Below are 23,405 nucleotides of genomic sequence, written 5' to 3' on the forward strand. Positions count from 1 at the left end.
TTGATTGTCACCACGATTCCCATCTCGCATACTATATACTGTAATCAAAAAATCGGAGGTATTCCAATGAGCGATTTAGCTGCAACTGGATGTGGAAATGGATGTGGAGGAAATAGCTGCGGATGCGGTGGAAACAGCTTGTTATTGATCATCCTCTTATTATGTTGCTGCAACAATGGAGATAGTTCTTTATTCGGAGGCGACTGCGGATGTGGAAACGATAACTTCTTATTATGGATTATCATTCTGTTCTGCTGTGGCGGATGTGGCGGCGGATGCAATGGTGGCTGTGGCTGCTAGTTTCTAATTTGATCCAGACAAAGGAGCTGTGGCAAAACGAAGTGAAATAATTTCACTTCTGGAGCCCAGCTCCTTTCTTTTATGAAATAAAATGCGGGTTTTGTGGACTAAATGAAGAAGAAAATTTCTCCTCCTGCGCCTAGGATGCCAGAACGTAAGAACAACCAAAGCTGTCTGGATTTACCCCGAGCCAAACCCTAATCCGCTCCGCTAGTCGGGCTTGGCATGGCACAAGACGAACTGCATTCCTTTTTTCCATAACAGTTGGAAAGGTAAGTAAACTTCCCTACCAACTGTCCTATGGAAAACAGTCATCTTCGATGCCTGAAGCAGTTCTGGTGATAGAATCCAGCCAACAGGTTGTTCTAACATTCCGCATATGTCGCTTTCGGAGAAGTTTTCTTCTTTGCCACACTCCGTTTCTCCACACGAATATGAGAGAAGCCAATATACTACAAAGAACGAAACCATTCCGGTAAAGCAATCTGCGAAGGAGCTTACATGTTTTCTCAGGCAGAAAATCTTTACCAAAAGCAATGCTTTTGGTCGTCCATAAGGACAAATGGCTGGAAGCTTGCTTACATAGCCATTTGTCCCTGGACGAGAAATAAGATTTTCGTCTGTCATGGTATAGAACAAGAGAAAACATGTATCAGATTTGGAAGCTCCGTAGTCTGATTGCTAATCGGAATGATTTCGTTCTCACTCACTATCCCATAGTCAAAGAAACCCGCATTTTTTCTATTTACAGCACATGATTAAAAGTATTAACAACAGATTATTGGAAATTCCTCTTTTTTTTCGCCATTGTACCTCCACATAAGCATCTACTGCCTCCTGCTCCTTGCAGGCTTTCTCCCCTTGCCCTTCTTCATTTAGTCGCATACATTCCTCATCGATTTCATATACCGTATTTTCTTCTTCCACTAATTTGGTACTCATAATTTCAATCACCTCCCCATAAAATAGGTTATGATAGAAATGAAAGGTTGTGTCTCATGGAAGATATTTATGCTGACATGTTGGAAGCTGCTTTTCCCTATGTGTCCAATGAAATGAAGCGTCCCATTGCGACGCTGTTAAAAATACAGGAGCTTCAGCGGGTATGCAATGACTTTGATACCGATGAAATGATCCGCGCCTGTAATCTGGACTCCAGCAACATCAACATCGAACAAATGCTGATGGCCATGAAGGCCCGTGCCACTCCAGAAGTGGCTTCTCAGATTGAAATGATTCTAAACACCATGAATATGATGAAAATCTATCAGAATTATCAGGAATTTCTTCAAAAGAATCCCTCTCTTTCATCATCCATGGAAACCAATTCTTCTTCCAGCGATATGCTGACATCACTCTTAAGTGATCTAATCAAAAAGAATAGCTGAGGTATATGTATGAAAGCAAAATGGATGGATGATCCAAGAATCCGAACCGTCTCACCAGAAAAACTAAAAGTGATGATTCTGTTAATGGAACAGGCAAAAGGAAAGACACCGGAAGAATTCCTTCCCATTCTTCTTAAAACCAGCCAGTCTCTGGAGAAGGCCGGCATGACCTTCACCCCTGCCGAAACAGAATTGATCATCGATGTAATAAAAGAAGATATGTCTCCTGCTGAAAAGCAAAAGCTTGCCTTCCTACAGTCTCTCATGAAAAAACATTAATATCTTCAATTCCACAATACAACAAAAACAGGAGCGTCATGAACAACAGGGTCTTCTGCCTGTTCTCCTTTGTGACACTCCTGTTTGATAAGAAGTAGGGGAATTGCATGATAAAAGGCTATAGTAGGGATTACTTTCTCCTGATAAACTTATTCATACCAGATTCCTGTCTTTGATAATCTAGATAAAGCTTCTTTGTCACCAACTAGCATTACACATTCATGTTCTCTTAAAATAGCCATTGGATTCTCGGATAAAACACTACTTTCAAAGATATCTTTGATCATCCGCGCCTGTTCTTTGCCTTTCACAACCATAAGTACCGTTTCTGCTTCCTTGCATGTCTGATATACTTCATAACCACGAGAGAAATTGCTGTTCTTAGACACTTCCACAAACAACAGATCCACATCAGACAAATAAGAATTGCTTTTCTCATAATCAATCAATGAAGCCTGAGAAAAATCCACATATCCATCTTCCGTCCAACGCATTAAGATCCTTCGAATCCCTTTTGTTTCTTCAGAATAGTTCATAACGCCCAATACACTTTCCGGTTTTTTCAATATCTGCGCAGCTATGATATTGGCCGCCACCAAAAACACTTTCTGTTCACTTTCTTTACAGTAAACAATCACAGCACAAACCTCCTCTATTCAGTTTTGTCGAACAAACCTTCTTCCTCCAATTGTTCCGCCCTATTCTTTCTTTTATCGTAACATTTTGACAGAATTCCGTCAATCTGATATTAAAAATTTTCTTCATTTTTAATAATTTTAGAAAAATTTTCTTCATTTTACAGCAATGAGAAATTTCTATCATTGCCTATTTTATCAGCAAATTCCGCTTCCAGCGATTTGATTTCGCATACCACCATCCGATGGGTACGGAAATGGATGTGGCCACCATACATGCTATGTAGATACCGGTCACGCCCCAAATCTTGTTAAATGCATAACAAAGTGCCACTCTCACCACAATACAGTTCATAAAGGAATTAAACATAGCAAATTCTGACTGTCCCGCTCCGATGGACAGTGCATTGTAGATCATAAAAATAGCATAAAAGATCTGTCCAAAAATCTCAATTCTAAGATTTAAGGAAGCCGCTGCTGCCGCTGCCTCATTCTGAGTAAAGAACCCTACCATCACCGGTGCAAACAGCTGACATATGACAATCGTAGCAACTGCCATCACCAGAGAAATCCCAATGGCCGTATTTACCACTGCCATGACTCTGTCGTATTTCTTTGCTCCCAGATTCTGGGCTACCATCGTAGAGGCCGCCAGACTCATAGCACTTAAGAATAGCTGACAAATATCCTTGATTTTAATACTGACACCATTTCCTGCTGAGACATCCACGCCATACTGATTGATCAGATAGGTCACAAACAGCCAGGAGATTCCCGCAATGGTCATCTGAATAGCCGATGGAATTCCCAGACGGAAGATCATCTTGATTTCATGCGCCTTCATTCCCATGCTGTCCTTGGTAAAGGCAAAGCTTTCTTTATGCCGGAGCAAAAAGATAAGTGCTACGATGCAGGAAACTCCCTGGGAAATTACCGTAGCAAGTGCTGCTCCTTTTGTTCCCATAGAAAAAAATGCCACAAATACAATATCCAAGACTATATTGACACAAGTGGAGACCATAATGCACTGCATCGGCATTTTGGAATTTCCCATAGCACGCAAAATACCACTCAAAGCGTTATACAGCCATACAAAACCTAACCCAATGGCACAGATTTTCAGATATGTGACAGCTTCCTCCAAGGCAGGTGCCTTTAGCTTTATGAGAATCCACTCCGCTCCTACAAAGAAGGTGACCATACTTAAAATTCCAAGCAATACAGACAGCATCGTAAGCGTTCCAACAGCATCTTTCTTTCGTTTTTCATCGGAAGCCCCAAAATACTGACCGATCATAATATTTCCACCCTGGGTAATTCCTACTGCGATCTTTGTAATCAGTAAAATCACCTGACTGGAATTATTGATCGCAGATATTCCCGTGCTTCCAATAAAATTGCCGGCAATCAGTATGTCCACCAGACTATACAGCGACTGCATAAAACTGGTCATCACCAATGGAACGGCATAGCGAATCAACTGTTTTGCTACATTCCCTTTCGTTAAATCATTTTCCATTTTTTTATTCATTTCTTTTTCCCATTTTCTTATTTGTGTACAAAAGTACAGCGCAAACAATACATTCATTGTTTACGCTGTTGACTCATTTTTTATTATGATTGATTCTATTTTGCAACGATATTTACAATCTTACCTGGAACATAAATTTCTTTACGAATCGTAGCAGTGATCTTACTTTCCACTGCTGCTTTCGCTTTTGCAAGTACCTGGTCTTTTGCTTCATCTGCAGCAATTACGATGGTTGCTCTTGTCTTGCCATTTACCTGAACTGGAATGGTCAATTCATCGTCTTTCATCTTATCTTCATCATAAGATGGCCATCCTGCCTCAAACACGCTTTCGGTATGACCTAATTCTTCCCACAATTCTTCTGCAATATGAGGAGCAAATGGAGCCATTAAGACTACCGCTGTTTCTAAGGTTGCTTTATCTACTCCGCCCTTCTTAGCCATTTCATTTAACTTATTGTTGTATTCCATGAAACCGCTGATTACGGTATTTAAGCTGAAGTTTTCTAAACGAGTAGTAATATCATATACTAATTTATGACGGATTTTTACTAATTCTTTTGTTTCCTTGATTCCTTTGTCTTTCTGATCCATTACCAGATTGTAGAAACGATTCAGGAAGCGGTATACACCATCAATTCCTCTTTCATCCCATTCAGAATCCAGTTCTGGTGGTCCAACAAACAATTCATATAATCTTAAAGAATCACAGCCGTAATCTCTTACCAGATCATCTGGAGATACTACGTTTCCTTTGGACTTACTCATCTTGATTCCATTTTTACCAGTAATCATACCCTGGTTAAATAATTTCTTGAATGGTTCATCGAAATCAATCGCTCCAATGTCATATAAGAATTTTGTATAGAATCTGGAGTATAATAAATGAAGAACCGCATGCTCTACTCCACCGATATACATATCTACTGGAAGATACTTATCTGCTTTTTCTCTGGAAACCAGTGCTTCTGTATTCTTATTATCTACATAACGTAAGAAATACCAGGAAGAACCAGCCCACTGAGGCATTGTATTCGTCTCACGTTTTGCAGGCTTTCCACAAACAGGACAAGTAGTATTTACCCATTCTTCGATATCTGCAAGTGGAGATTCTCCTGTACCTGTTGGCTGATATTTTTCAACTTCAGGCAGCTTTAATGGCAGCTGATCTTCTGGAACCGGTACACATCCACAGTCTGGACAGTGAACGATCGGAATTGGTTCACCCCAGTAACGCTGACGAGAGAATACCCAGTCTCTTAATTTATAATTGGTTGTCTTCTTACCAAATCCCATCTTTTCGATCATCTCAGGTGCTTCTTCTTTCAATACAGAAGATTCCATGCCATTCCAATCGCCGGAATTGATCATGATACCAGAAGCATCTGTATAAGCTTCTGTCATATTCTCAATTTCTTTTCCGTCTTTTGCGATAACCTGGATAATCGGAATATTGAATTTAGTCGCAAATTCAAAGTCACGGTCATCATGAGCAGGAACACACATGATCGCACCTGTACCATAATCTGCTAATACATAATCAGATAACCAGATCGGTACCTTAGCACCATTCAATGGATTGATCGCATAGCTTCCTGTAAATACACCCGTCTTTTCCTTATCCTGAAGGCGGTCTACAGATGACTTCATAGATGCCTTAAAGATATAATCTTCCACTGCTTCTCGTGTTTCATCCGTTGCAAGCTCTTTTGCCAGTGCATGTTCTGGAGCCAATACCATGAAGGTAGCACCATATAAGGTATCTGGTCTTGTTGTATAAACAGTGATCTTATCCTCTCTTCCATCTACTGCAAAATCAACTTCTGCACCATGACTCTTTCCGATCCAGTCAGACTGCATCTTTTTCACCTTTTCAGGCCAATCTAATTTATCTAAGTCTGCTAACAGACGATCTGCATATGCTGTAATCTTTAACATCCACTGCTTCAGATTCTTTTTTGTAACAGGTGCTCCACAACGTTCACAGCATCCATTGACAACTTCTTCGTTGGCAAGACCTGTCTTACAGGAAGGACACCAGTTGATCGGCATCTCCTTCTCATATGCCAGCCCTTTTTTGAACATCTGAACAAAAATCCACTGTGTCCATTTATAAAATTCTGGATCTGTTGTGTTTACTTCCATATCCCAATCATAAATAGCCGCAATTTCATTGATCTGGCGTTTGATGTTTTTGATATTACTTTCCGTAGAAATACTTGGGTGTACTCCCATCTTGATCGCATAGTTTTCTGCTGGAAGACCAAATGCATCCCATCCCATTGGATGAATGATGTAATATCCCTGTAATAATTTGTAACGACTCCAAACATCACTGATCACATAACCTCTCCAGTGTCCAACATGAAGCCCGCTTCCTGATGGATATGGGAACATATCCAGACAATAATATTTTTCCTTTTTGCCATCGTTGACATTCACAGGATGTTCCTGCCATTTGTTACGCCATTTCTGTTCAATGGCCTTATGGTTATACGGTGTTGCCATATATCTATTCCTCCTAATGATATCTGCCTTCTCACAGATTTATTGATATAATAAAATATAGATTTTAACTGTTTTATTTTACCATACTGAATTTTCTTGTCAATATTTCCGGATAAAGTTTAAAAAGCAGCATGAAAAATCATGCTGCTTCTTTAAAACAAATTATTCTACAACAGGTACATCCTCTTCAGTTTCTGATGTCTCTGCTGCCCCTGCTAACACAAGATTCAATGTGATCTTATCGTTTGGTGCTTTTTCAAAAGTAATGGTACATGTGCTGTTTTCTGCATCGATCGTATAGGTTGGTGTAATTGCTACTCCGTTAGAAAATACGAATTTACCATATGCTTCAATCGCTGTCTGTACACTCTTTTCATCCATTGCAGGAACTTCAATGGTCATGCCATCTTTTAATTCTTCGTATCCGTCATTTGCTTCAAATACTACTTCTGCAATTGCGACTTTCATCGTTGCCGTAACTTTGATGTTATTCTCACCAACTGCTGTATAAGTGATTGTGTATTCACCCACTTTATTTACATCAATATCATCAAATCCAGAAATAGATACAGACAACTTACTTCCATCATAATCCTTTGCTGTTGCTAAGGACTTCAGATAGGATTCTGTGATCTTTGTTCCAAGACCTCTGGTTATTCTCTTATATTTTAATTTCAATGTTGGTTTCTTAACGGTTACTGTAATTTCCTTTGTAGCTTTGTTATACTTACCACTTAAAGTCTTATTCTTACAAGTTACAGTATATTTTACTTTATATGTACCAGTTTTGGTAAATTTGTACTCTTTTGCTTCATTATAAGATTTTGCTTTGCTGTAAGAATCGCTTCCTGGTTCTTTGATGTAAACCTTTGCTGCTGTTGTACGAACAGTTCCATTGTTCATCTTCGCAGACATACCTTTCACTGCACTGACAGTATTTAAAGCAACGGTTCTGTCAGATGCTTTGATGGTTGGAGCGGATGTATCCTTTACTACGAATTTAAATGTCTTGGTAATAGATACTCCTTTAGTACCAACTGCTTTGTATTTGATCTTATACGTACCTTCCTTCTTATTATTAAATTCTGCAGATACGTATTTTTCTTTTTTTGCATCCCATTTTGTTACAGTAATAGTCAGACTCTTTAAGCTCTTACCATTCTGCTGTTTTGCAGTAACTAATTTTCTTGCTGTATCATTGCTGGAACCATAATTAATTGCCTTATACTTCTGAGTTAACACTGGTCGTGTCTGGTAATATGGGTTCTTAGAACTTGCATCTGTTGGATCCCAGTTCATCTTACCAGCACTGCTTGGCATCTTATAAGCTGCCGGTTTTCCAAGAGGTCCAGGGTTCGAGCTCTTATAGAAGGTAACCTTGGTTCCTACTGCACAATTATTATAAACCCACTTTGCGTCCTCTGTAGATAAACGAACGCATCCATGAGAAGCTGTTGTACCCAGCTTATTAAACTGCGCAACTGCCTGAGTTGTTCTGTCTTTGCTGTAATACCATACTGAATGGAATAAAATACTTCCTACGATACGGGTAGAATACTGACCATAGCTTGGTCCCATTAATGCTTTCCATCCAGGACATTTTTCTACCGTATTATAACTTCCACTCTTTGGTGTATTCGTACCACAGGAAGTCAACATTGCTTTTACCGGTTTCCATTCGCCACTTGTGTACTTGTAAACAGTAGCAACATTTGCCTGATAATTTACTTTGATCCAGTATTTACTGGAAGCTGCCTGAGTGTCCACTGCCTGTAAGTTCACACAGGTAAAACACATTACAAGAACAAGAAATCCGGCAATTAATCTTTTGATTTTCATGCTTTTTCCTCCTAATCTTACATTTAAACAATAACGACTTTAATTATACTATTTTTTTAATAAGAAAGATAGTACAAATTTCTTTTTTTTGAAAAATATGCTATACTAAAACACAGCAATGCTGTTTTACAGTAAATCAAAGGAGGTTTCTATTATGTTTCAATTTAACCATTTTAATTTTAACGTATTAGATCTAGACAAAAGTCTGGCATTTTACAAAGAAGCTCTCGGACTTTTTGTTGTACGGGAGAAGAAAGCTGATGACGGTAGTTTTATCTTAAAATATCTGGGTGATGGAAGTACAGATTTCCAGTTAGAACTTACCTGGCTCCGCGATCGTACGGAACCATATAATTTAGGTGAATTGGAATATCATCTTGCATTTACCGTAGATGATTATGATGCTGCACACAAAAAACATGAGGAAATGGGCTGCATCTGCTATGAAAATCCAGATATGGGCATCTACTTCATCAACGACCCGGATGGATACTGGATTGAAATCGTTCCAGCAAAATAAGTTTTTTATCATTTTAAAAGGCCATCATGCCAAGCGCTCTCGCTCCCAGCATGACAGCCTTTTTTATATCTTTTTATATCATAAAAAACTTCTATTTCATAATATCTTGAAAAACATCCTGTACCAGTCTTACATATTCGTGATATTCTGAACTATAGCTTAAAGAAGACAGGCTTGGAATCATACTGCAATAGTACCAGCCCTGCTTACGCTTATCCTTCTCATTAAATCTCTGCCATAATTCATCTCCTATCTTTAAGTAATCCCTCTTCAAAGAACGGATATTCGCCAACTTATCTGATAATGCGATAATCTTCATCTCCCTTGAGGCTTCATAGGTCAGGAAATCGATGGTATGCTGCTTTCGCTCCTGCCAGGTCTTAGATTTGTCTTCTGACTCCATAGCTACTAAAGATGCTACCCTTGACCCAAATTCCTGTTCCAGTTGCGTGTAGGTTACCCCATCACAATCCTCAATCACATCATGCAGCATAGCCGCACAGATCACCTCTATATCATCCGTAATCCCTGCTGCAATGGCTGCAACCTCCATCGGATGAACAATATATGGAAGATTCGTTCCTTTTCTACGTTGACCTCTATGGGCATTTGCCGCAAATATTACCGCTCTTTCCAGCATGTCTTTCTTCCTCCATTAGTCGTTCTTGGCTTCTTTTAAGATCTTTTCCTGTACGTCAAATGGCATCTGCTCATAACGACTGAATTCATATGAAAATTCTCCGCTTCCGCCAGTCATAGAACGTAAGGTAGTTGAATATCCAACCAGACTTCCCAATGGCACGTCTGCAATGATTTCCTGCTTACCTTCCAGTGGATTCATTCCCAATACTCTTCCGCGACGTTTATTCAGATCCCCCATAACATCTCCAGTATAGTTATCGGTTACCACTACCTTCAGAGATACGATAGGTTCTAACAGAACAGGATTTGCATCCATAATACCATTCTTAAATGCCATCTTAGATGCCATCTTAAATGCCAATTCAGAAGAATCTACTGGATGATAAGAACCGTCTAACAATGTTGCCTTAATACCAACAACTGGATAGCCAGCCAATGGTCCTGCTTCACAGCTTTCTGCAACCCCTTTTTCTACTGCAGGGAAATAATTCTTTGGTACTGCTCCTCCAAAAATCTTTTCATCAAATGTATATGGTGTATCCAGATCGCCAGATGGCTCGAATTCCATCTTAACATCACCGTACTGTCCATGTCCACCGGATTGCTTTTTGTATTTTCCCTGTACCGTAACTTTTCCTCGGATAGTTTCCTTATATGCAATTCTTGGTTTGGTCAGTTCGATCTCAACTTTATAACGTTCTTTCAACTTGCTGACTACAACGTCTAAGTGCTGATCACCTAAACCATATAACAAAATCTGTTTGTTCTCTTTGTCGTTTACTTCCTTTAAAGTAAGGTCTTCTTCCATCAGACGTTTGATGGCGCTGGACGCTTTGTCTTCTTCACCCTTTTTCTTTGTTACATAGCTCATAAATGTATATGGAGTTGGAACTGGAGTCTTTTCGTAAATGATCGGACAATCTTTTGTAGATAACGTATCTCTCGTCTGGGAAACTGCCAGCTTGGCAATGGCACCGATATCTCCTGCATTAAGCATATCGACTTCCACATTATCCTTGCCTTTTAATATATACAGTTTACCAACCTTTTCTTCTTCGCCTTTTTCTGCATTATACAATACAGAATCCTTCTTCAGAACACCGTCACATACTTTTACCAATGAGAATTTTCCCACAAATGGATCTACAATGGTCTTAAAGATATATGCGGATACCGGCTTACTGCTGTCATATTCTGCAACATAGGCTTCTTCTGTCTTCTGGTTCACACCATGATAGATGACATTATCCTTAACTGGAGATGGAAAATACTTCTTAATTGCTTTTAAAACAGCATGTGGGCCGTATCTCATAACAGAAGATCCCATCAATACAGGAATGATATCCCCTTCAATAACGGTCTGACGAAGTGCCAGAGATACTTCTTCTCTTGTAAATGTTCCGCCTTCAAAATAACGTTCCATATACTCTTCGCTGGTCTCTGCAACTGCTTCCATCAGCATATCTTTGCATTCGTCTAATTCGTCGATCTCGCCCTCATCGATATCATATTTCTCATAAGTTCCGTCAGGATTATAACGACGTCCTGCCATCTTAACTACATTTACAAATCCCATGAACTTATCTTCTTCCCATAATGGTAACTGGAATGGTGCGATCTTCTGTCCATACAGATCCTTTAGCTTACTAACCACTCCCATAAAATCTGCTTTCTCGCTGTCAATATTAGACACGAATACCATGCAAGGAATATGGTAATCACGGCAATATTCAAACGCCTTTATGGTACCAACCTGTACACCATCTGTTCCTGAAATACAGATGATCGCTGCATCTGCAACGCTTAACGCTTCGTAAACCTCCCCTGAAAAATCAAAAAAGCCAGGTGTATCTAAAAGATTAATCTTGATTCCTTCATATTCAATCGGAACAACGGAAGCCTGAATAGAGAATTTACGCTTGATCTCTTCTTTATCATAATCGCTGATCGTTCCGCCCTCTTCAATCGTACGAATACGATTGATCATACCAGCTGCATATGCCAATCCTTCAAGCAAAATAGTCTTTCCGCTTCCGCCGTGCCCTAGTAATACTACGTTTCTGATTTTGTCTGACTCATATACGTTCATCTTCTAGCCCTCCAATACTAAATTCGTTATTCATATTTTACTAGAAATCAAAGCAACATTCAATACTTTTGGATACTTTACACAAAAAATTCCACACTTTTTTGTATCAAAATAGAAGCTTCCGTCCATGCTTCCCATTTTGTTCCAACACTTTATTGCCTTAAAGCATTAATGTATTGACTTTCCTACTTTTTTTGTGTACAATGAATTGGAGATTTTATCGAAAGATTGGTGAATAAATATGAAACAAGACAAACGCGAAACCTTATGCATTGGCTTTGTAGGATTAGGATTAATTGGTGGTTCCATAGCCAAGGCAATCCGCAGAGTCTTTCCAAATTACAAATTGATCGGATTTGATACGGATACCGAAGCACTACAGGCTGCCAAAGACGATGGCACCTTGGATATTACTGTACATAATGTAAAATCTGAGTTTTATCCATGTGATTACATCTTCTTATGCACACCAGTAGGACATAACATGGCATATCTTTCTATTTTACAGGAATGCTTAAATCCAGACTGTATCATCACCGATGTAGGAAGTGTAAAAAGTCCGATTCACGAGATGGTCAAGACCCTAGGCATGGAAAAACGTTTTATCGGCGGACATCCTATGGTAGGTTCTGAAAAGAGCGGCTACAGTGCATGTCATGACCGTTTGATCGAGAATGCTTATTACTTCCTGACTCCGACGGACAAGGTCCCTCAGGAAAAGGTAAATGAACTAAATAGTTTTATAGAAGAATTAGGTGCTATGACCATCCATCTTGATGCAGTCGAGCACGACCAGATTACAGCAGCTATCAGCCATGTGCCTCATCTTCTTGCCTGCGAACTGGTGCACACCGTACGAAAGATGGATACGAAGGACGGTATGCTTAAGCAGCTCTGTGCAGGAGGATTTAAGGATATTACCCGTATCGCTTCTTCTTCCCCGGAAGTATGGGAGCAGATTACTATCTCCAACCGCAAGAATATTGCCCATCTGCTGGAGAACGTCATCGGAGATCTTAATGAGCTTCTGGATGCGATCAATGACACAGAGAACGATTATATCAACCAGTATTTTCAGATGGCTGGAGAGTACCGTGATTCCGTACCAGAAACTGCCGTAGGCCTGATGCAGAAGACACATGAGCTTTTCCTGGATATCCCAGACGAACCTGGTATGCTTGGTGCTGCCTTTACACTTCTGGGCCAACACAACATTAACATTAAGAATATCGGTATTATTCATAACCGTGAATACGAAGAAGGCTGCTTAAAGCTTGTTCTGCATGATAATGAATCTGCAATTCAGGCAGCACAGATTTTCCGCGAACACGATTACGTGGTATATCAGAGAAAATAACTATTTCCCAGCAGCCATAGATTTTAATACAAAGGAGACTTGATATGAAATTAACACGCACAAAGGGACTTCATGGAACCATTTCCATCCCTGGAGATAAATCCATCAGCCACCGTTCCATTATGTTTGGATCCATTGCAGAAGGTACCACCACAATTCGAAACTTCCTGATGGGAGCCGATTGTCTGGCTACTATCGACTGTTTCCGCTCTATGGGCATTGCGATCGATGTCAGCGATGAGGTGGTAACCGTACATGGTAAGGGACTTCATGGCCTTACCAAACCTGACAAAACCCTGGATGTAGGCAATAGCGGCACAACGACCCGCCTGATTTCAGGAATCTTAAGTGGTCAGGATTTTGACGTTACCTTATCTGGAGACGAATCCTTAAACAGCCGCCCGATGAAACGAATCATGACCCCATTGAATGCAATGGGAGCGAATATTACCAGTGTACATAATAACGGATGTGCTCCTTTATCCATAAAGGGCAGCAAAATCAAAGCATTTCATTATGACTCCCCTGTCGCTTCCGCTCAGGTAAAATCCGCTGTTCTTCTGGCCGGCTTATATGGCGACGGTCCAACCAGCGTTACAGAGCCTGCCGTATCCAGAAATCATACCGAATTGATGCTTCAGTCTTTTGGTGTCGATGTCCGATGCGAAGGCAAGACCGCCACTGTCTACCCGCCAGAGACGATGACTGGTCAGGATATCGTAGTACCAGGTGATATTTCCTCTGCTGCTTACTTTATTGTCGCAGGCCTTATCACTCCTGATTCCCAGATTACAATGAAGCATGTGGGTATCAATCAGACCAGAGATGGTATCATAAAAGTCTGCCAGGCTATGGGGGCTGACATTACCCTTTCCAATGTTCAGGATGACAATGGAGAGCCGACTGCAGATATTACAGTAAAAAGCAGCAAGTTACACGGAACCGTTATCGGCGGAGATCTGATTCCAACCTTAATTGACGAACTTCCGATCATCGCCGTTCTGGCCTGCTTCGCAGAAGGCGAAACTGTTATCAAAAATGCAGAAGAATTAAAAGTAAAAGAATCCAACCGCATCGACCTTATGGTAAATAACCTTGTGCGCATGGGTGCAGATGCGATAGCCACAGAAGATGGTATGATCATCCACGGTGGCAAGCCATTACATGGCATAAGCATCAACTGTAAATACGACCATCGCATTGCCATGACCTTCTCCATTGCCGGTATCAATGCCGACGGAGAAACTGTGATCGAAGATGCCCAGTGCGTAGATGTATCTTATCCAACATTTTATGATACATTAAAGCAGCTGGCGCAGTAAATTCGCTTTCTTTTATCTTTTTCAATATAATATATGGAAGACAGTATACTCCTTTGCTTTATATGCTGCCTTCCACCGATGAGAAAAGGTGAACTTCCATTTACAGAAGTTCACCTTTTTTCATCTTCCCACATTGCTTTGCAATAATATAACGTGGTCTTCCTTTGATTTCTTCATAAATCTTGGCAATATAATAGCCGATAATTCCCAGGCTGATCATAATCATACTACCGGTAAACAGCTGTATAATGATCACCGTAGTAAATCCTTCCAGTGCAACGCCCTGAAACTTTTGTACCAGAGCAATGCCTCCCAGAATCAGGGAAAAAAATAACATAATTCCCCCTAAAATAGTTACAATCTGCATCGGTGCCGCCGAAAAAGATGCAAGATTAGATACTGCATATTTTACCAATGCCCATGTGGACCATTTGGACTCTCCACATTCACGTTCCTGCACCTCAAATTGGACGGAAGCCGTTGTAAATCCTATCCAGGAGGAAAGAGCCCGGAAAAAGGCCTGCTTTTCCTGCATATTTAACAGAACATTGACCGCCTTACGATCTAGAAGCTTAAAATCAGATGCCCTGCTCATATCCATATGAATGGCTTTTCCCATGAGCTTATAAAAACATCTGGCACCAAAAGCGTGCCATGGACTTTCTTCTCCACGGCTTTTCTTCACGCCTTCAATCACCTCATAGCCCTGCTGCCAGAGATGATACATCTCCACCAGTTTTTCCGGTGGATGCTGCAGATCACTATCCATCACCGCCACACAGTCACCTTGAGCCTTATCAAGTCCTGCAAAAATCGCAGACTCCTTTCCAAAGTTTCTGGAAAAGGCAATCCCTCGGATCTTATCTGACTCTTCAGATAATCGACAAATGGTTTCCCAGGTCCTATCCTTTGAACCATCATCGATAAATATAATTTCATAATCAATCTCCGCTTCCCTCAAATGCCAGGAAACTTCTCCTGCTGCCTTCTGAATCATTTTCTCTTCATTATAAGCAGGTATAATTACTGATAACATAAAATTTCACTTACCATTCATATCCAGGCTGATATCCGCGTTTTGTTATTCCTGTATTCTGTGCATAAATAGCAGCCATATCTTCTTCAGATAATACAAAATCAAAGACACTTGCATTTTCCACCATTCGGTGTTCCTTCACTGACTTCGGAATTGCGATAACACCTCTTTGCATATGCCATCTTAAGATAATCTGGGCTGGTGTCTTACCATATTTCTCTGCCAGATTTATGATAGTTTCATTGGTCAGATCATTGCCCTGTCCCAATGGTCCCCATACTTCTACTGTGATTCCCTGTTCCTGGCAATATCTTACCAGCTCATCCTGTGTAAATAAGGGATGGCTTTCAATCTGATTGACCATCGGTTTGATCTTCGCCGTCTCTAAAAGTGTTTCCATATGATGCTTCTGGAAGTTGCAGACTCCAATGGCCTTCACTCTTCCTTCCTCATATAATCCTTCCAACACCTTCCAGGATCCGGCAACATCATTCAATGGCCAATGAAGCAGATACATATCCACATCATCCAGTCCCAAATTGGCAAGGCTCTGTTCAAAGGTCTCTCTTACCTTTCCCTGCACCATATCGGTATACCAGATTTTTGTTACTACCGTAATCTCTTCTCTCGGAACGCCGCTTCTTCTAATTCCTTCTCCCACTGCCGCTTCATTCTTATAGAACATAGCGGTATCAATGTGACGATATCCTAATTTCAGCGCTGTGGAAACTGCCTGCGCAGCTTCCTCATCGTAGGTATCCCACATTCCAAGTCCAATCTGTGGTATTTTAAGGCCATTATTTAATGTAATATACTCCATTTTCATAGTCAGTTCTCCATTTCTTACTATTAATGTTTTTATTTCAACCGCAAGAACGCGGTTGGTGTCCTTGCATTTATTCTGATTCCTGCTGGGCTTTTTTCCCAATCTTTCGATAACGGAATTCATTCTTACTTCCACTGTATCCATGCTTTGTTCTGGTTGCACTGGCATCATTTAAAATACTTCCAACGATCTTTACCCCTGAAGCTGCCAGAATCTCCGTACCTTCGATGATACGGTCGATCCATGTATAATCCTCCCGAACTACAAAAATAGCACCCTGCACATACTGTCCAACGATGGCTGCATCTGACAACAGCCCACTTGGCGGCGTATCAATGATGACATAGTCTGCACGTTTTTCCAGTTCTTTGACAAAATTTTTCATCGTCTCTCCACTTAGGACGGATGCCGTATCAGAGATGGCTTCGGAACCAAGCAAAAGCTTTACATTGCTTTCTTTATACGGAATTAAGGCTTCCTGATAAGAAACCTGTCCCTTTAATACATCCAACGTGCCATTACCATGACGTTCCTCCGTAATGCCGAATACCTTGGCCGTAGATGGGTTCCGAAGGTCCGCATCAACTAAGATCACAGACTTGCCCCTTGCTGCCAGAGACAATGCAATATTGGCAGATACGGTAGATTTTCCTTCACCGGGCATCGCACTGGTGATCAGGAACGATTTCATTCCCTTTTCCCTGCTGATCCTCTCCAAACGAGTACGGATACTTCTGGTAGATTCCAAAAATCCATCTGGTATCTTCTGGTTATCGATCAGTACCAGTTCTGACTGCTGCTTACTGCTTCTCTTAAATCTGGCTCTTGGCAGCATTCCAATGGTCGGTACATTTAAGATTTTCTTCAAATCCTCTTCGTTATGAATCGTCTTTCTGGTAAATGCATAGATCAAAATCAATACAAAGCAGATTGCGATTCCGATTAAAACTCCGATTCCCGCTTCTCTTTTGTAATTAAATGGATTGATCGGTGCTGTTGGAACTCCGGATTCATCCAAAAGCTCCAAATGAGAGCTTCCGATTACATATTGTGCAACGGAAGGATACTTCTTAACGACAGATTTTAAAATCTTTTCTGCCATCTTTGGATCTTTAGATTTTACTTTTAATGTAAACAAGTTCGTATCCTGCATCACTTCCGCAGAAATGCTTCCAGGAATCTTCTTTACTCCTAAATCTTCCTTTACCACATCCTTCAAGATATCACTCTTTAAAATATACGGAAATGTTTTGGCCATCTGATTGGCTGTCTCGTTATCCAAATATACATTAGAGGATTCCGCAGAGATGCTGGCACTGATGGTATAGGTCTTATAAGCTTCATAATACTGTACATAAGTAATGCGTCGGTATCCGCAGAACAGTACCATACATACGAGGATAATAACTGCAAAGCGGATCTTATAATGCTGTATTGCTTTTATCATATCTCGCAGCAAAGTAGTAATGTCGATCAAATCATGCTCTTCGCTGGAGTAAATCTTCTGTCTGTCTTCCATACTATCTCCTTATTTAGATTTTTTCACTTAGTTATACATGCTTAGAACGGTTCTTTTCGTATGCTCCGCCATAACCGTATTTGCCGTAACCGCCATAACCATAGCCGTAGCCATATCCATAACCGTAGCCGTAATTTCTTGTCTTTTCTGCGACTCCGACAAATGCATCATTATAAATACATCCAAGCAGCTTCATACCAGTAGAATTCAACACTTCAATGGCATCGTTAATGTCCTTGGTCTGAGCCACATGCTGCTTCACAACCAATACGGACACATCAGCCATATCTACCAGTTCTTCTGTATCTGCCACCTGTGCCATAGGAGAAGTATCGATTACAATATAATCCACCTGCTGTTTCAAATAAGAAAGTATCTTTTCAAACAATCCCGTTGTTAACATCTCTGTAGAATTTTCATATCCTATGCTATTTAATAAAACATACAGATTGGTATTGGTAATCTGGTTGATCAGTCGATCCGCCTTTGCCTTTCCTTCTAACATCTTACCAAACTGATCCGTTTCTTCTTCTGTGTACCCAAAAATCTTATACTGAGCCGGTTTTCTTAGATCTCCATCGATCAGCAATACCTTCTTGGATTCTTCTGCCAGTGCCAATGCCAGATTGGCTGCAACCGTAGATTTTCCTTCTCCCTCTTCTACGCTGGTAATCAGAACAGTCTTTGCCCCGGCCTCATCCATGCTGCTCTTTACCTTTCGTGCCAGTTTGCGCATGGTTTCCACATAACGAAAGCTGGTAGACGGATTGGTGATCAGAATGCTGTTGTGGGTATTCTCCTGCTTGATCTTAGCCTGTAAAGTCTTATTCTTATCCTCATGATACAGCGTTTCTAACAGCTTGGTATTCAGCTTCTTGGAAACCTCTTTCGGCTTTCTGATGGTATCCTTCATATATGACCAAATGCCAACAACGATACAAAGCCCTGCCACTGTGATCAGGAAAGTCTTCTGCATGATATCAAACGGCATAAAACGATTGATCGGTTCCGATGGGACTTCCGGTTCCTGCAGGACATCCAGCACAACATTTCCGATCAGAAGATCGGATACAATATCATAGTTATCCATCAGTGCTTTGGTCAGCCGGAAGGATAGTTCTGGGGAAGTTGCCTGCACCTTTAACACGAGCAGGTTGGTCTCCGGTACGATTTCTGCGGTGGCCTGTCCTGGAAAATATTCCATGCCAAGCTCCTCCGCAATTTTCTTCTGCAGAATACTACTGTTTAAAATTTCAGAAAACTTCTTGGAAATCTCAGAAGTAACCGATAAGTTATTATATACATTATTATTGGTTCCGCTGGATGATACGATAAAGGTACTGGATGATTCATACATCTTTACGTATTTACGCCCCTGATTGACGTACATCAGCAGACTAATGGATGCTGCGATCAGTACGATCACCACAATCCATTTCTGAATGTCCTTTAAAATGGTATACGGATCAAAACTCATCGGACTGTCCGTATCTTTGGACATATGCTGGTAATTCTCATATTCTTTCATTCTTCTGTCCTCCCATTAATATACGACCACGATCAGGCGTACAGTTCCCACATGGGAGTCCACCTTTACTTTATACTTAATCTCATAAGTACCGCGTTTTTTATAGTTTACTTTGCTGTCATCATATTGAACCTGGCTGGTGCTGACATCAGAAATGATATCATCTGGATCCATATCATATCCTGTTCCCACAGCAACCTTCTCAATGTGGGAGCCTGGGCTGACTTTCTGTCCTTTCTTCACATAAATCACGTACTGATCCAAATAAATAAAAGGACGTTCTCTCTCTTTGTCACTGTCATATACTTCAATGGTAGCTGGAAGGGTAATGGTATCTCCGGCACTGTTGGTCACACGGAAATCCACCTTATAATCTCCGGCATCGTATAAATCTACGGTCTTGTCGGAAAGAACCTTGATCTGATCAGAGATATCTCCATCAATCTTATCCTTCACTTTCAGATTCTCCATAATATCCAGACCGTCTGAAGACGTACTGGCAAACACCAGAGGCTTCTTCAACTGAAATCTTGGAGATTTGTAATTCTTATACTTTACCACTCTGCTGGCTCTGGTTACATTGGTGCTTTTGTCCACTGCGGCATAAGTTACGACCCGCTTTCCATCCTCTAAAAAATTGGATACTTTCTCCACCACCAGAGTATCTGTTACATCTCCATCTTTATCATCTACGGCAGTCACTCCCTTTAAGAAATCCTCATCATCCGCTTTAATCCCTACGGTCAAAGTCTTCTTATCCATCTTGATCGTCGGCCCCACGCGGTCCAGAGAATTGATCTGAATAAACCAGAAAGCTATACTTAAGAGTAATGAAGCCAGAAAGATGCCAAAACAGATCTTTGTCAGTTTTTTCATGTCAATTTTCATCCTTATACTCCTCCTACAAGTACTTTTTTTCTATCTTTTTCCCTTGAAAAGGAATCGGCTGATCATAAATAAGCCGATTTGGATTATCATACAAAAGCATTTTTGCGTATTCATACGAATACCGCTCTTCCAGATATTCCTGTATCTCCCCCATATATGTCGTTCTTTCATAAGGACTGTGTGCATCGCTGGCCACCATATGTATCAGATGATAATCCGCCAGTACCTCCACAGTCTTTCTTGCACTCTCCCCAAAATACCCAAAAAAGCTACCTTTATTACACTGCGCTTTACATCCCCTATCCAGCAATTCATAAAGCAGCTGTGGCATATCCTGAATACAATGGTATCTCTCCGGATGTGCGATCACGGGAACCCGACCTGTATGCACAATGCGCAACAGACGATCCTCCATCACTTCCGGCATGATATCAAATGGAAATTCCATCAGATAATAACGAGAATGGTTCAGAGAAATAATTCTGCCATCCTCCATCTTATCAATCACATCTCCGGTTGTAAATACCTCCATACCACTAAACACCCGAAGTGGAATCCGCTCCTCAGAAAGTCTTTGACGAAGCTTCATCAGCAAGCGATGGAAAAACGGATCAAAATAATTGTTAAAAAACCCGGGGATATTGCAGTGGGGAGTTGCAATTATGGTATGTACTCCACTCTCCACCGCAAGACGGGCCATATTGAGAGAATCTCTCATATTCCGCGCCCCATCATCCATTCCGGGTAATATATGGGTATGGATATCTATCATGTCAATCACCTCAAGATTACAATATCTTTGTATACTTCTTCCTCTCCTTACGGAGCCCTTTGTTCTTGCATAAGCATTTCAAACAATTTCTTATGTAAGAACAAAAATCCCCTGTCCCTGAAAACAGAGAGAGGGGATCATGATTACTATCATTATTCAGAAATTTTCTTTCTTGCAATTCCTGCAACTCCAATTGCTGCTAGTGCTGCAAAAGCAACGGTCATTGGCATTGTTGTATCACCAGTCTTTGGTGAAGTTTCTTCTCCGCCACCAGATGGTTTTTCTGTCTCAGAATCTCTATCTGGACTTGGATTATAGTTGTCATCATTAGCCATAACGCTCATTGACATACTTAACATCATTACCAATGCCAATACAAGTGTTGTTAATTTTTTCATAATACATACCTCCTTATTAACTATATTATTCTTTATCATAAAACACATCGAGAATAATCTCAAACAGTGCCTTATCATCTACATCATAACGGGTAAATCCGTTCTTCTTAAATACCTTACCAGGTACTGTAATCACCTCTGCATCCAACAGATCGCTCTTACCGGCCAAAGATACCAGATAAGACATCTTGGCAGCATTAAGATTGGTTACGCTATCATCTGCTACCATCTTATATAAATCCAGCGGAAGCATAATATCCTGCTTACTCTGTTCCACTACCTTTTGGATAAAAGCAGATACATACTGCTTCTGTCGCTGCATACGATTATTATTCGTGCCAATATCTGCAGAATAAGCATCTCTGTATCTCACATAAGTCTCAGCCTGATCCCCATGGAGGGTTACATTCGCTCCCTGCTTAAGCTCCGGATCCACATTAGATAAATCCTCCAACACATTCACATCAACTCCTCCAATGGCATCATTGAGTACGCTGATTCCGGATAAATTCATACTAATATAAGAATCAATTGGCATTCCATAAAGCAGACGCTTCACAGAAGTGATCATATTCTCACAGCTCTTCTCCTTACCATCTCCATAGGCATAGGCAAGACAAAGCTGTGCAGTCTTCACACCCTGATACTTCATATTCTCATCATATACATTGATATCAACTTCTGAATCTCTGGAAATATTCAACAAGGTAGTCTTGTTCTTCTTCGTATCGATGACAATCAGAAAGATACTGTCTGCCTGTCCTGCACCTTTTTCCTTTAACGTCTCGTCATCTGCAATTTCTTCATTATCAATACCCATGCAAAGAATGCTGGTCACATCCTTATTATATCTGTATTTTTCTCCATTGTAAACAATTAAATCTCCATTATCCTCCGTTTTTGCCCCATGAATGGTATCTTTCATATTGACCAGATCCTTGAATAAGGAACCCTTTCCCATGGCAAACAGCCCGGCCACTCCAAGAATTGCTACGATGATCAGAACCAGCAAAACTACCAGGATCTTCTTCCACAGCTTTCCCTTCTTCTTTTTCCGTTTGGGCTGAATCTTCTTATCCTTACCCATATCCCCTTCATGCTCTCTGGCATACTCACTTAATTCCTGATTCAATTCCTGATTCAATTGCTCCAGTTCCTTTTTATCTTGTCTTGACATCTTCTAACACCGCCTGTACTAAATATCGAGATTCCGGCTTACCGCTTGCACAGGTACTCAGCGTAATGATCTTATCCTCGCTGGTCACTTTTACATCCTTACGGTAATTGGATACCATAGTATTTACCTCATAGATACTCTTTAAATACTTATCATACACTTCCTTGTCGCTAAAATCAAAGGTGCCCAGTATGTGTCTGTCATCATACTCATAAGCGGCAAAAATCCGATAGGTCATCACCTTATCCGGCGTATAGATAAATACAAACTTATTCTTCTCAAAAAACTTACTATCTTCAAAGTCATGAAGGCTTCCAAACATGGAATCATTCCTCATATTGTGTCCATAGATGACCGTATTCGGGTCCTCAAAATCCTTGCGATTATAATTCTCCGTATAAATACATCCGGCGAACTCCGGTTCCTTATTCATATTATACTTCAGATAATAAGAATTATCATCGGCACTCTGGGCAATCGGATAATCTACCTTCGTATGCGGGATATAAATCCATGCATACAGATCCGAATTGATCTTTCGAAGCTTCTCAAAGTCCACATCCTCTCCATGACGAATTCCTTTTGGAATATCCGGTTCCTCTCCCTCCATCTCACCAGTAAACTCCGTACTCTCCATCTCCTTTAGAATCTCCTGCCGATGCTTCTCGGCCAGATAATTCCGGTATGTGGTAACTCCATAATAGACTCCACATCCCACAAAGACCAAGATGGCCAATACAAATATGACCTTCCACACTTTCTTTTTCCCGTTCTGATCCATAACATGCTCCCTGCCTTTTGTCTCTGTGCAAACGGAATCCGGCACTTCATAAATGCCGGATTCCCATATTC

At 40.7% G+C, this 23,405-nt stretch carries 23 protein-coding genes; 6 read left to right on the forward strand and 17 right to left on the reverse strand.

The genetic code is table 11. The features are described from left to right. The first annotated feature begins 66 nt into the window (after positions 1-66). Positions 67-300 (forward strand): chorion class high-cysteine HCB protein 13, encoded by a 234-nt coding sequence (locus tag BHF69_RS05245; RefSeq protein ID WP_075670025.1) that lies wholly within the window; start codon positions 67-69, stop codon positions 298-300. A 210-nt stretch (positions 301-510) separates the two neighbouring features. Here BHF69_RS05245 and BHF69_RS05250 read toward each other — a convergent pair whose 3' ends face one another. Together BHF69_RS05250 and BHF69_RS05255 are read right to left on the reverse strand one after the other, a co-directional pair. Further along, positions 511-927 (reverse strand): hypothetical protein, encoded by a 417-nt coding sequence (locus BHF69_RS05250; protein ID WP_143249483.1) that lies wholly within the window; start codon positions 925-927, stop codon positions 511-513. A 114-nt stretch (positions 928-1,041) separates the two neighbouring features. Further along, a complete protein-coding gene (locus BHF69_RS05255) occupies positions 1,042-1,242 on the reverse strand; it encodes a hypothetical protein (protein ID WP_075670026.1) in 201 nt (66 codons plus the stop codon). Positions 1,243-1,298: 56 nt separating this feature from the next. On the opposite strand from BHF69_RS05255, the gene BHF69_RS05260 reads away from it, so the two are divergent. Both BHF69_RS05260 and BHF69_RS05265 read left to right on the forward strand, forming a co-directional pair. Beyond that, positions 1,299-1,688, forward strand: coding sequence for a hypothetical protein (locus BHF69_RS05260; protein WP_075670027.1), 390 nt, complete (start codon positions 1,299-1,301; stop codon positions 1,686-1,688). Between the two features lie 9 nt (positions 1,689-1,697). Then, on the forward strand, positions 1,698-1,967 hold the full coding sequence (locus BHF69_RS05265) for a hypothetical protein (protein WP_075670028.1): 270 nt from the start codon (positions 1,698-1,700) through the stop codon (positions 1,965-1,967). A 149-nt stretch (positions 1,968-2,116) separates the two neighbouring features. Here the strand turns inward: BHF69_RS05265 and BHF69_RS05270 are convergent, their stop codons facing one another. From BHF69_RS05270 to BHF69_RS05285, 4 genes are all read right to left on the reverse strand, one after another. After that, the gene (locus BHF69_RS05270; RefSeq protein WP_075670029.1) at positions 2,117-2,605 is read right to left on the reverse strand and encodes a hypothetical protein; all 489 of its coding nucleotides are present in this window, start codon (positions 2,603-2,605) and stop codon (positions 2,117-2,119) included. Between the two features lie 187 nt (positions 2,606-2,792). Further along, entirely contained in the window at positions 2,793-4,133 is a 1,341-nt protein-coding gene (locus BHF69_RS05275) for an MATE family efflux transporter (RefSeq protein ID WP_158022556.1), read from the reverse strand. Between the two features lie 95 nt (positions 4,134-4,228). Next, complete coding sequence (gene leuS / locus BHF69_RS05280; RefSeq protein ID WP_075670030.1) at positions 4,229-6,640, reverse strand: leucine--tRNA ligase; 2,412 nt, start codon at positions 6,638-6,640, stop codon at positions 4,229-4,231. Positions 6,641-6,802: 162 nt separating this feature from the next. Beyond that, positions 6,803-8,479: a L,D-transpeptidase family protein gene (locus tag BHF69_RS05285; protein ID WP_075670031.1), complete on the reverse strand. Its 1,677-nt coding sequence runs from the start codon at positions 8,477-8,479 to the stop codon at positions 6,803-6,805. 154 nt (positions 8,480-8,633) lie between these two features. Here BHF69_RS05285 and BHF69_RS05290 point away from each other — a divergent pair, with 154 nt between their 5' ends. After that, the gene (locus BHF69_RS05290; protein ID WP_075670032.1) at positions 8,634-8,999 is read left to right on the forward strand and encodes a VOC family protein; all 366 of its coding nucleotides are present in this window, start codon (positions 8,634-8,636) and stop codon (positions 8,997-8,999) included. A gap of 91 nt (positions 9,000-9,090) precedes the next feature. On the opposite strand, the gene BHF69_RS05295 is transcribed toward BHF69_RS05290, so the two are convergent. Together BHF69_RS05295 and BHF69_RS05300 are read right to left on the reverse strand one after the other, a co-directional pair. After that, positions 9,091-9,639, reverse strand: coding sequence for an HD domain-containing protein (locus tag BHF69_RS05295; RefSeq protein ID WP_075670033.1), 549 nt, complete (start codon positions 9,637-9,639; stop codon positions 9,091-9,093). Positions 9,640-9,654: 15 nt separating this feature from the next. After that, entirely contained in the window at positions 9,655-11,730 is a 2,076-nt protein-coding gene (locus BHF69_RS05300) for an elongation factor G (protein WP_075670034.1), read from the reverse strand. Positions 11,731-11,971: 241 nt separating this feature from the next. Here BHF69_RS05300 and BHF69_RS05305 point away from each other — a divergent pair, with 241 nt between their 5' ends. Together BHF69_RS05305 and aroA are read left to right on the forward strand one after the other, a co-directional pair. Then, entirely contained in the window at positions 11,972-13,087 is a 1,116-nt protein-coding gene (locus tag BHF69_RS05305; protein ID WP_075670035.1) for a prephenate dehydrogenase, read from the forward strand. Between the two features lie 44 nt (positions 13,088-13,131). Then, positions 13,132-14,409 carry a 3-phosphoshikimate 1-carboxyvinyltransferase gene (gene aroA / locus BHF69_RS05310; protein ID WP_075670036.1) on the forward strand — a complete coding sequence of 426 codons (1,278 nt, stop codon included), beginning with the start codon at positions 13,132-13,134 and terminating at the stop codon, positions 14,407-14,409. A gap of 100 nt (positions 14,410-14,509) precedes the next feature. Here the strand turns inward: aroA and BHF69_RS05315 are convergent, their stop codons facing one another. The 9 genes from BHF69_RS05315 to srtB all read right to left on the reverse strand — a co-directional run bounded on the left by BHF69_RS05315 (position 14,510) and on the right by srtB (position 23,334). Continuing rightward, complete coding sequence (locus BHF69_RS05315; protein ID WP_075670037.1) at positions 14,510-15,445, reverse strand: glycosyltransferase family 2 protein; 936 nt, start codon at positions 15,443-15,445, stop codon at positions 14,510-14,512. Between the two features lie 10 nt (positions 15,446-15,455). Then, entirely contained in the window at positions 15,456-16,271 is an 816-nt protein-coding gene (locus tag BHF69_RS05320; RefSeq protein ID WP_202816992.1) for an aldo/keto reductase, read from the reverse strand. 70 nt (positions 16,272-16,341) lie between these two features. Next, the gene (locus BHF69_RS05325; RefSeq protein ID WP_075670038.1) at positions 16,342-17,790 is read right to left on the reverse strand and encodes a polysaccharide biosynthesis tyrosine autokinase; all 1,449 of its coding nucleotides are present in this window, start codon (positions 17,788-17,790) and stop codon (positions 16,342-16,344) included. Between the two features lie 31 nt (positions 17,791-17,821). After that, a complete protein-coding gene (locus tag BHF69_RS05330) occupies positions 17,822-19,318 on the reverse strand; it encodes a CpsD/CapB family tyrosine-protein kinase (protein WP_075670039.1) in 1,497 nt (498 codons plus the stop codon). Positions 19,319-19,333: 15 nt separating this feature from the next. Next, positions 19,334-20,206, reverse strand: a complete 873-nt coding sequence (locus BHF69_RS05335; protein ID WP_242946117.1) for a DUF5011 domain-containing protein — start codon at positions 20,204-20,206, stop codon at positions 19,334-19,336. Between the two features lie 13 nt (positions 20,207-20,219). After that, entirely contained in the window at positions 20,220-20,978 is a 759-nt protein-coding gene (locus BHF69_RS05340; RefSeq protein ID WP_075670040.1) for a tyrosine-protein phosphatase, read from the reverse strand. A 152-nt stretch (positions 20,979-21,130) separates the two neighbouring features. Then, a complete protein-coding gene (locus BHF69_RS05345; RefSeq protein WP_075670041.1) occupies positions 21,131-21,376 on the reverse strand; it encodes an LPXTG cell wall anchor domain-containing protein in 246 nt (81 codons plus the stop codon). A gap of 25 nt (positions 21,377-21,401) precedes the next feature. Next, positions 21,402-22,553, reverse strand: coding sequence for an LCP family protein (locus BHF69_RS05350; protein ID WP_075670042.1), 1,152 nt, complete (start codon positions 22,551-22,553; stop codon positions 21,402-21,404). Further along, positions 22,537-23,334, reverse strand: a complete 798-nt coding sequence (srtB, locus tag BHF69_RS05355) for a class B sortase (protein WP_075670043.1) — start codon at positions 23,332-23,334, stop codon at positions 22,537-22,539. Before srtB ends, BHF69_RS05350 begins: the two co-directional genes overlap by 17 nt. Positions 23,335-23,405: the final 71 nt, after the last annotated feature.

The organism is Anaerostipes sp. 992a (assembly GCF_001940245.1).
Lineage (GTDB): Bacteria > Bacillota > Clostridia > Lachnospirales > Lachnospiraceae > Fimousia.

What these genes read in the sequence shown, in the direction of transcription:
- BHF69_RS05245 (WP_075670025.1), top strand. Translation starts at nt 67, where the DNA reads ATGAGCGATTTAGCTGCAACTGGATGTGGAAATGGATGTGGAGGAAAT.
- BHF69_RS05250 (WP_143249483.1), bottom strand. Translation starts at nt 927, where the DNA reads ATGACAGACGAAAATCTTATTTCTCGTCCAGGGACAAATGGCTATGTA.
- BHF69_RS05255 (WP_075670026.1), bottom strand. Translation starts at nt 1,242, where the DNA reads ATGAGTACCAAATTAGTGGAAGAAGAAAATACGGTATATGAAATCGAT.
- BHF69_RS05260 (WP_075670027.1), top strand. Translation starts at nt 1,299, where the DNA reads ATGGAAGATATTTATGCTGACATGTTGGAAGCTGCTTTTCCCTATGTG.
- BHF69_RS05265 (WP_075670028.1), top strand. Translation starts at nt 1,698, where the DNA reads ATGAAAGCAAAATGGATGGATGATCCAAGAATCCGAACCGTCTCACCA.
- BHF69_RS05275 (WP_158022556.1), bottom strand. Translation starts at nt 4,133, where the DNA reads ATGAATAAAAAAATGGAAAATGATTTAACGAAAGGGAATGTAGCAAAA.
- leuS (WP_075670030.1), bottom strand. Translation starts at nt 6,640, where the DNA reads ATGGCAACACCGTATAACCATAAGGCCATTGAACAGAAATGGCGTAAC.
- BHF69_RS05285 (WP_075670031.1), bottom strand. Translation starts at nt 8,479, where the DNA reads ATGAAAATCAAAAGATTAATTGCCGGATTTCTTGTTCTTGTAATGTGT.
- BHF69_RS05290 (WP_075670032.1), top strand. Translation starts at nt 8,634, where the DNA reads ATGTTTCAATTTAACCATTTTAATTTTAACGTATTAGATCTAGACAAA.
- BHF69_RS05295 (WP_075670033.1), bottom strand. Translation starts at nt 9,639, where the DNA reads ATGCTGGAAAGAGCGGTAATATTTGCGGCAAATGCCCATAGAGGTCAA.
- BHF69_RS05300 (WP_075670034.1), bottom strand. Translation starts at nt 11,730, where the DNA reads ATGAACGTATATGAGTCAGACAAAATCAGAAACGTAGTATTACTAGGG.
- BHF69_RS05305 (WP_075670035.1), top strand. Translation starts at nt 11,972, where the DNA reads ATGAAACAAGACAAACGCGAAACCTTATGCATTGGCTTTGTAGGATTA.
- aroA (WP_075670036.1), top strand. Translation starts at nt 13,132, where the DNA reads ATGAAATTAACACGCACAAAGGGACTTCATGGAACCATTTCCATCCCT.
- BHF69_RS05315 (WP_075670037.1), bottom strand. Translation starts at nt 15,445, where the DNA reads ATGTTATCAGTAATTATACCTGCTTATAATGAAGAGAAAATGATTCAG.
- BHF69_RS05320 (WP_202816992.1), bottom strand. Translation starts at nt 16,271, where the DNA reads ATGAAAATGGAGTATATTACATTAAATAATGGCCTTAAAATACCACAG.
- BHF69_RS05325 (WP_075670038.1), bottom strand. Translation starts at nt 17,790, where the DNA reads ATGGAAGACAGACAGAAGATTTACTCCAGCGAAGAGCATGATTTGATC.
- BHF69_RS05330 (WP_075670039.1), bottom strand. Translation starts at nt 19,318, where the DNA reads ATGAAAGAATATGAGAATTACCAGCATATGTCCAAAGATACGGACAGT.
- BHF69_RS05335 (WP_242946117.1), bottom strand. Translation starts at nt 20,206, where the DNA reads ATGAAAATTGACATGAAAAAACTGACAAAGATCTGTTTTGGCATCTTT.
- BHF69_RS05340 (WP_075670040.1), bottom strand. Translation starts at nt 20,978, where the DNA reads ATGATAGATATCCATACCCATATATTACCCGGAATGGATGATGGGGCG.
- BHF69_RS05345 (WP_075670041.1), bottom strand. Translation starts at nt 21,376, where the DNA reads ATGAAAAAATTAACAACACTTGTATTGGCATTGGTAATGATGTTAAGT.
- BHF69_RS05350 (WP_075670042.1), bottom strand. Translation starts at nt 22,553, where the DNA reads ATGTCAAGACAAGATAAAAAGGAACTGGAGCAATTGAATCAGGAATTG.
- srtB (WP_075670043.1), bottom strand. Translation starts at nt 23,334, where the DNA reads ATGGATCAGAACGGGAAAAAGAAAGTGTGGAAGGTCATATTTGTATTG.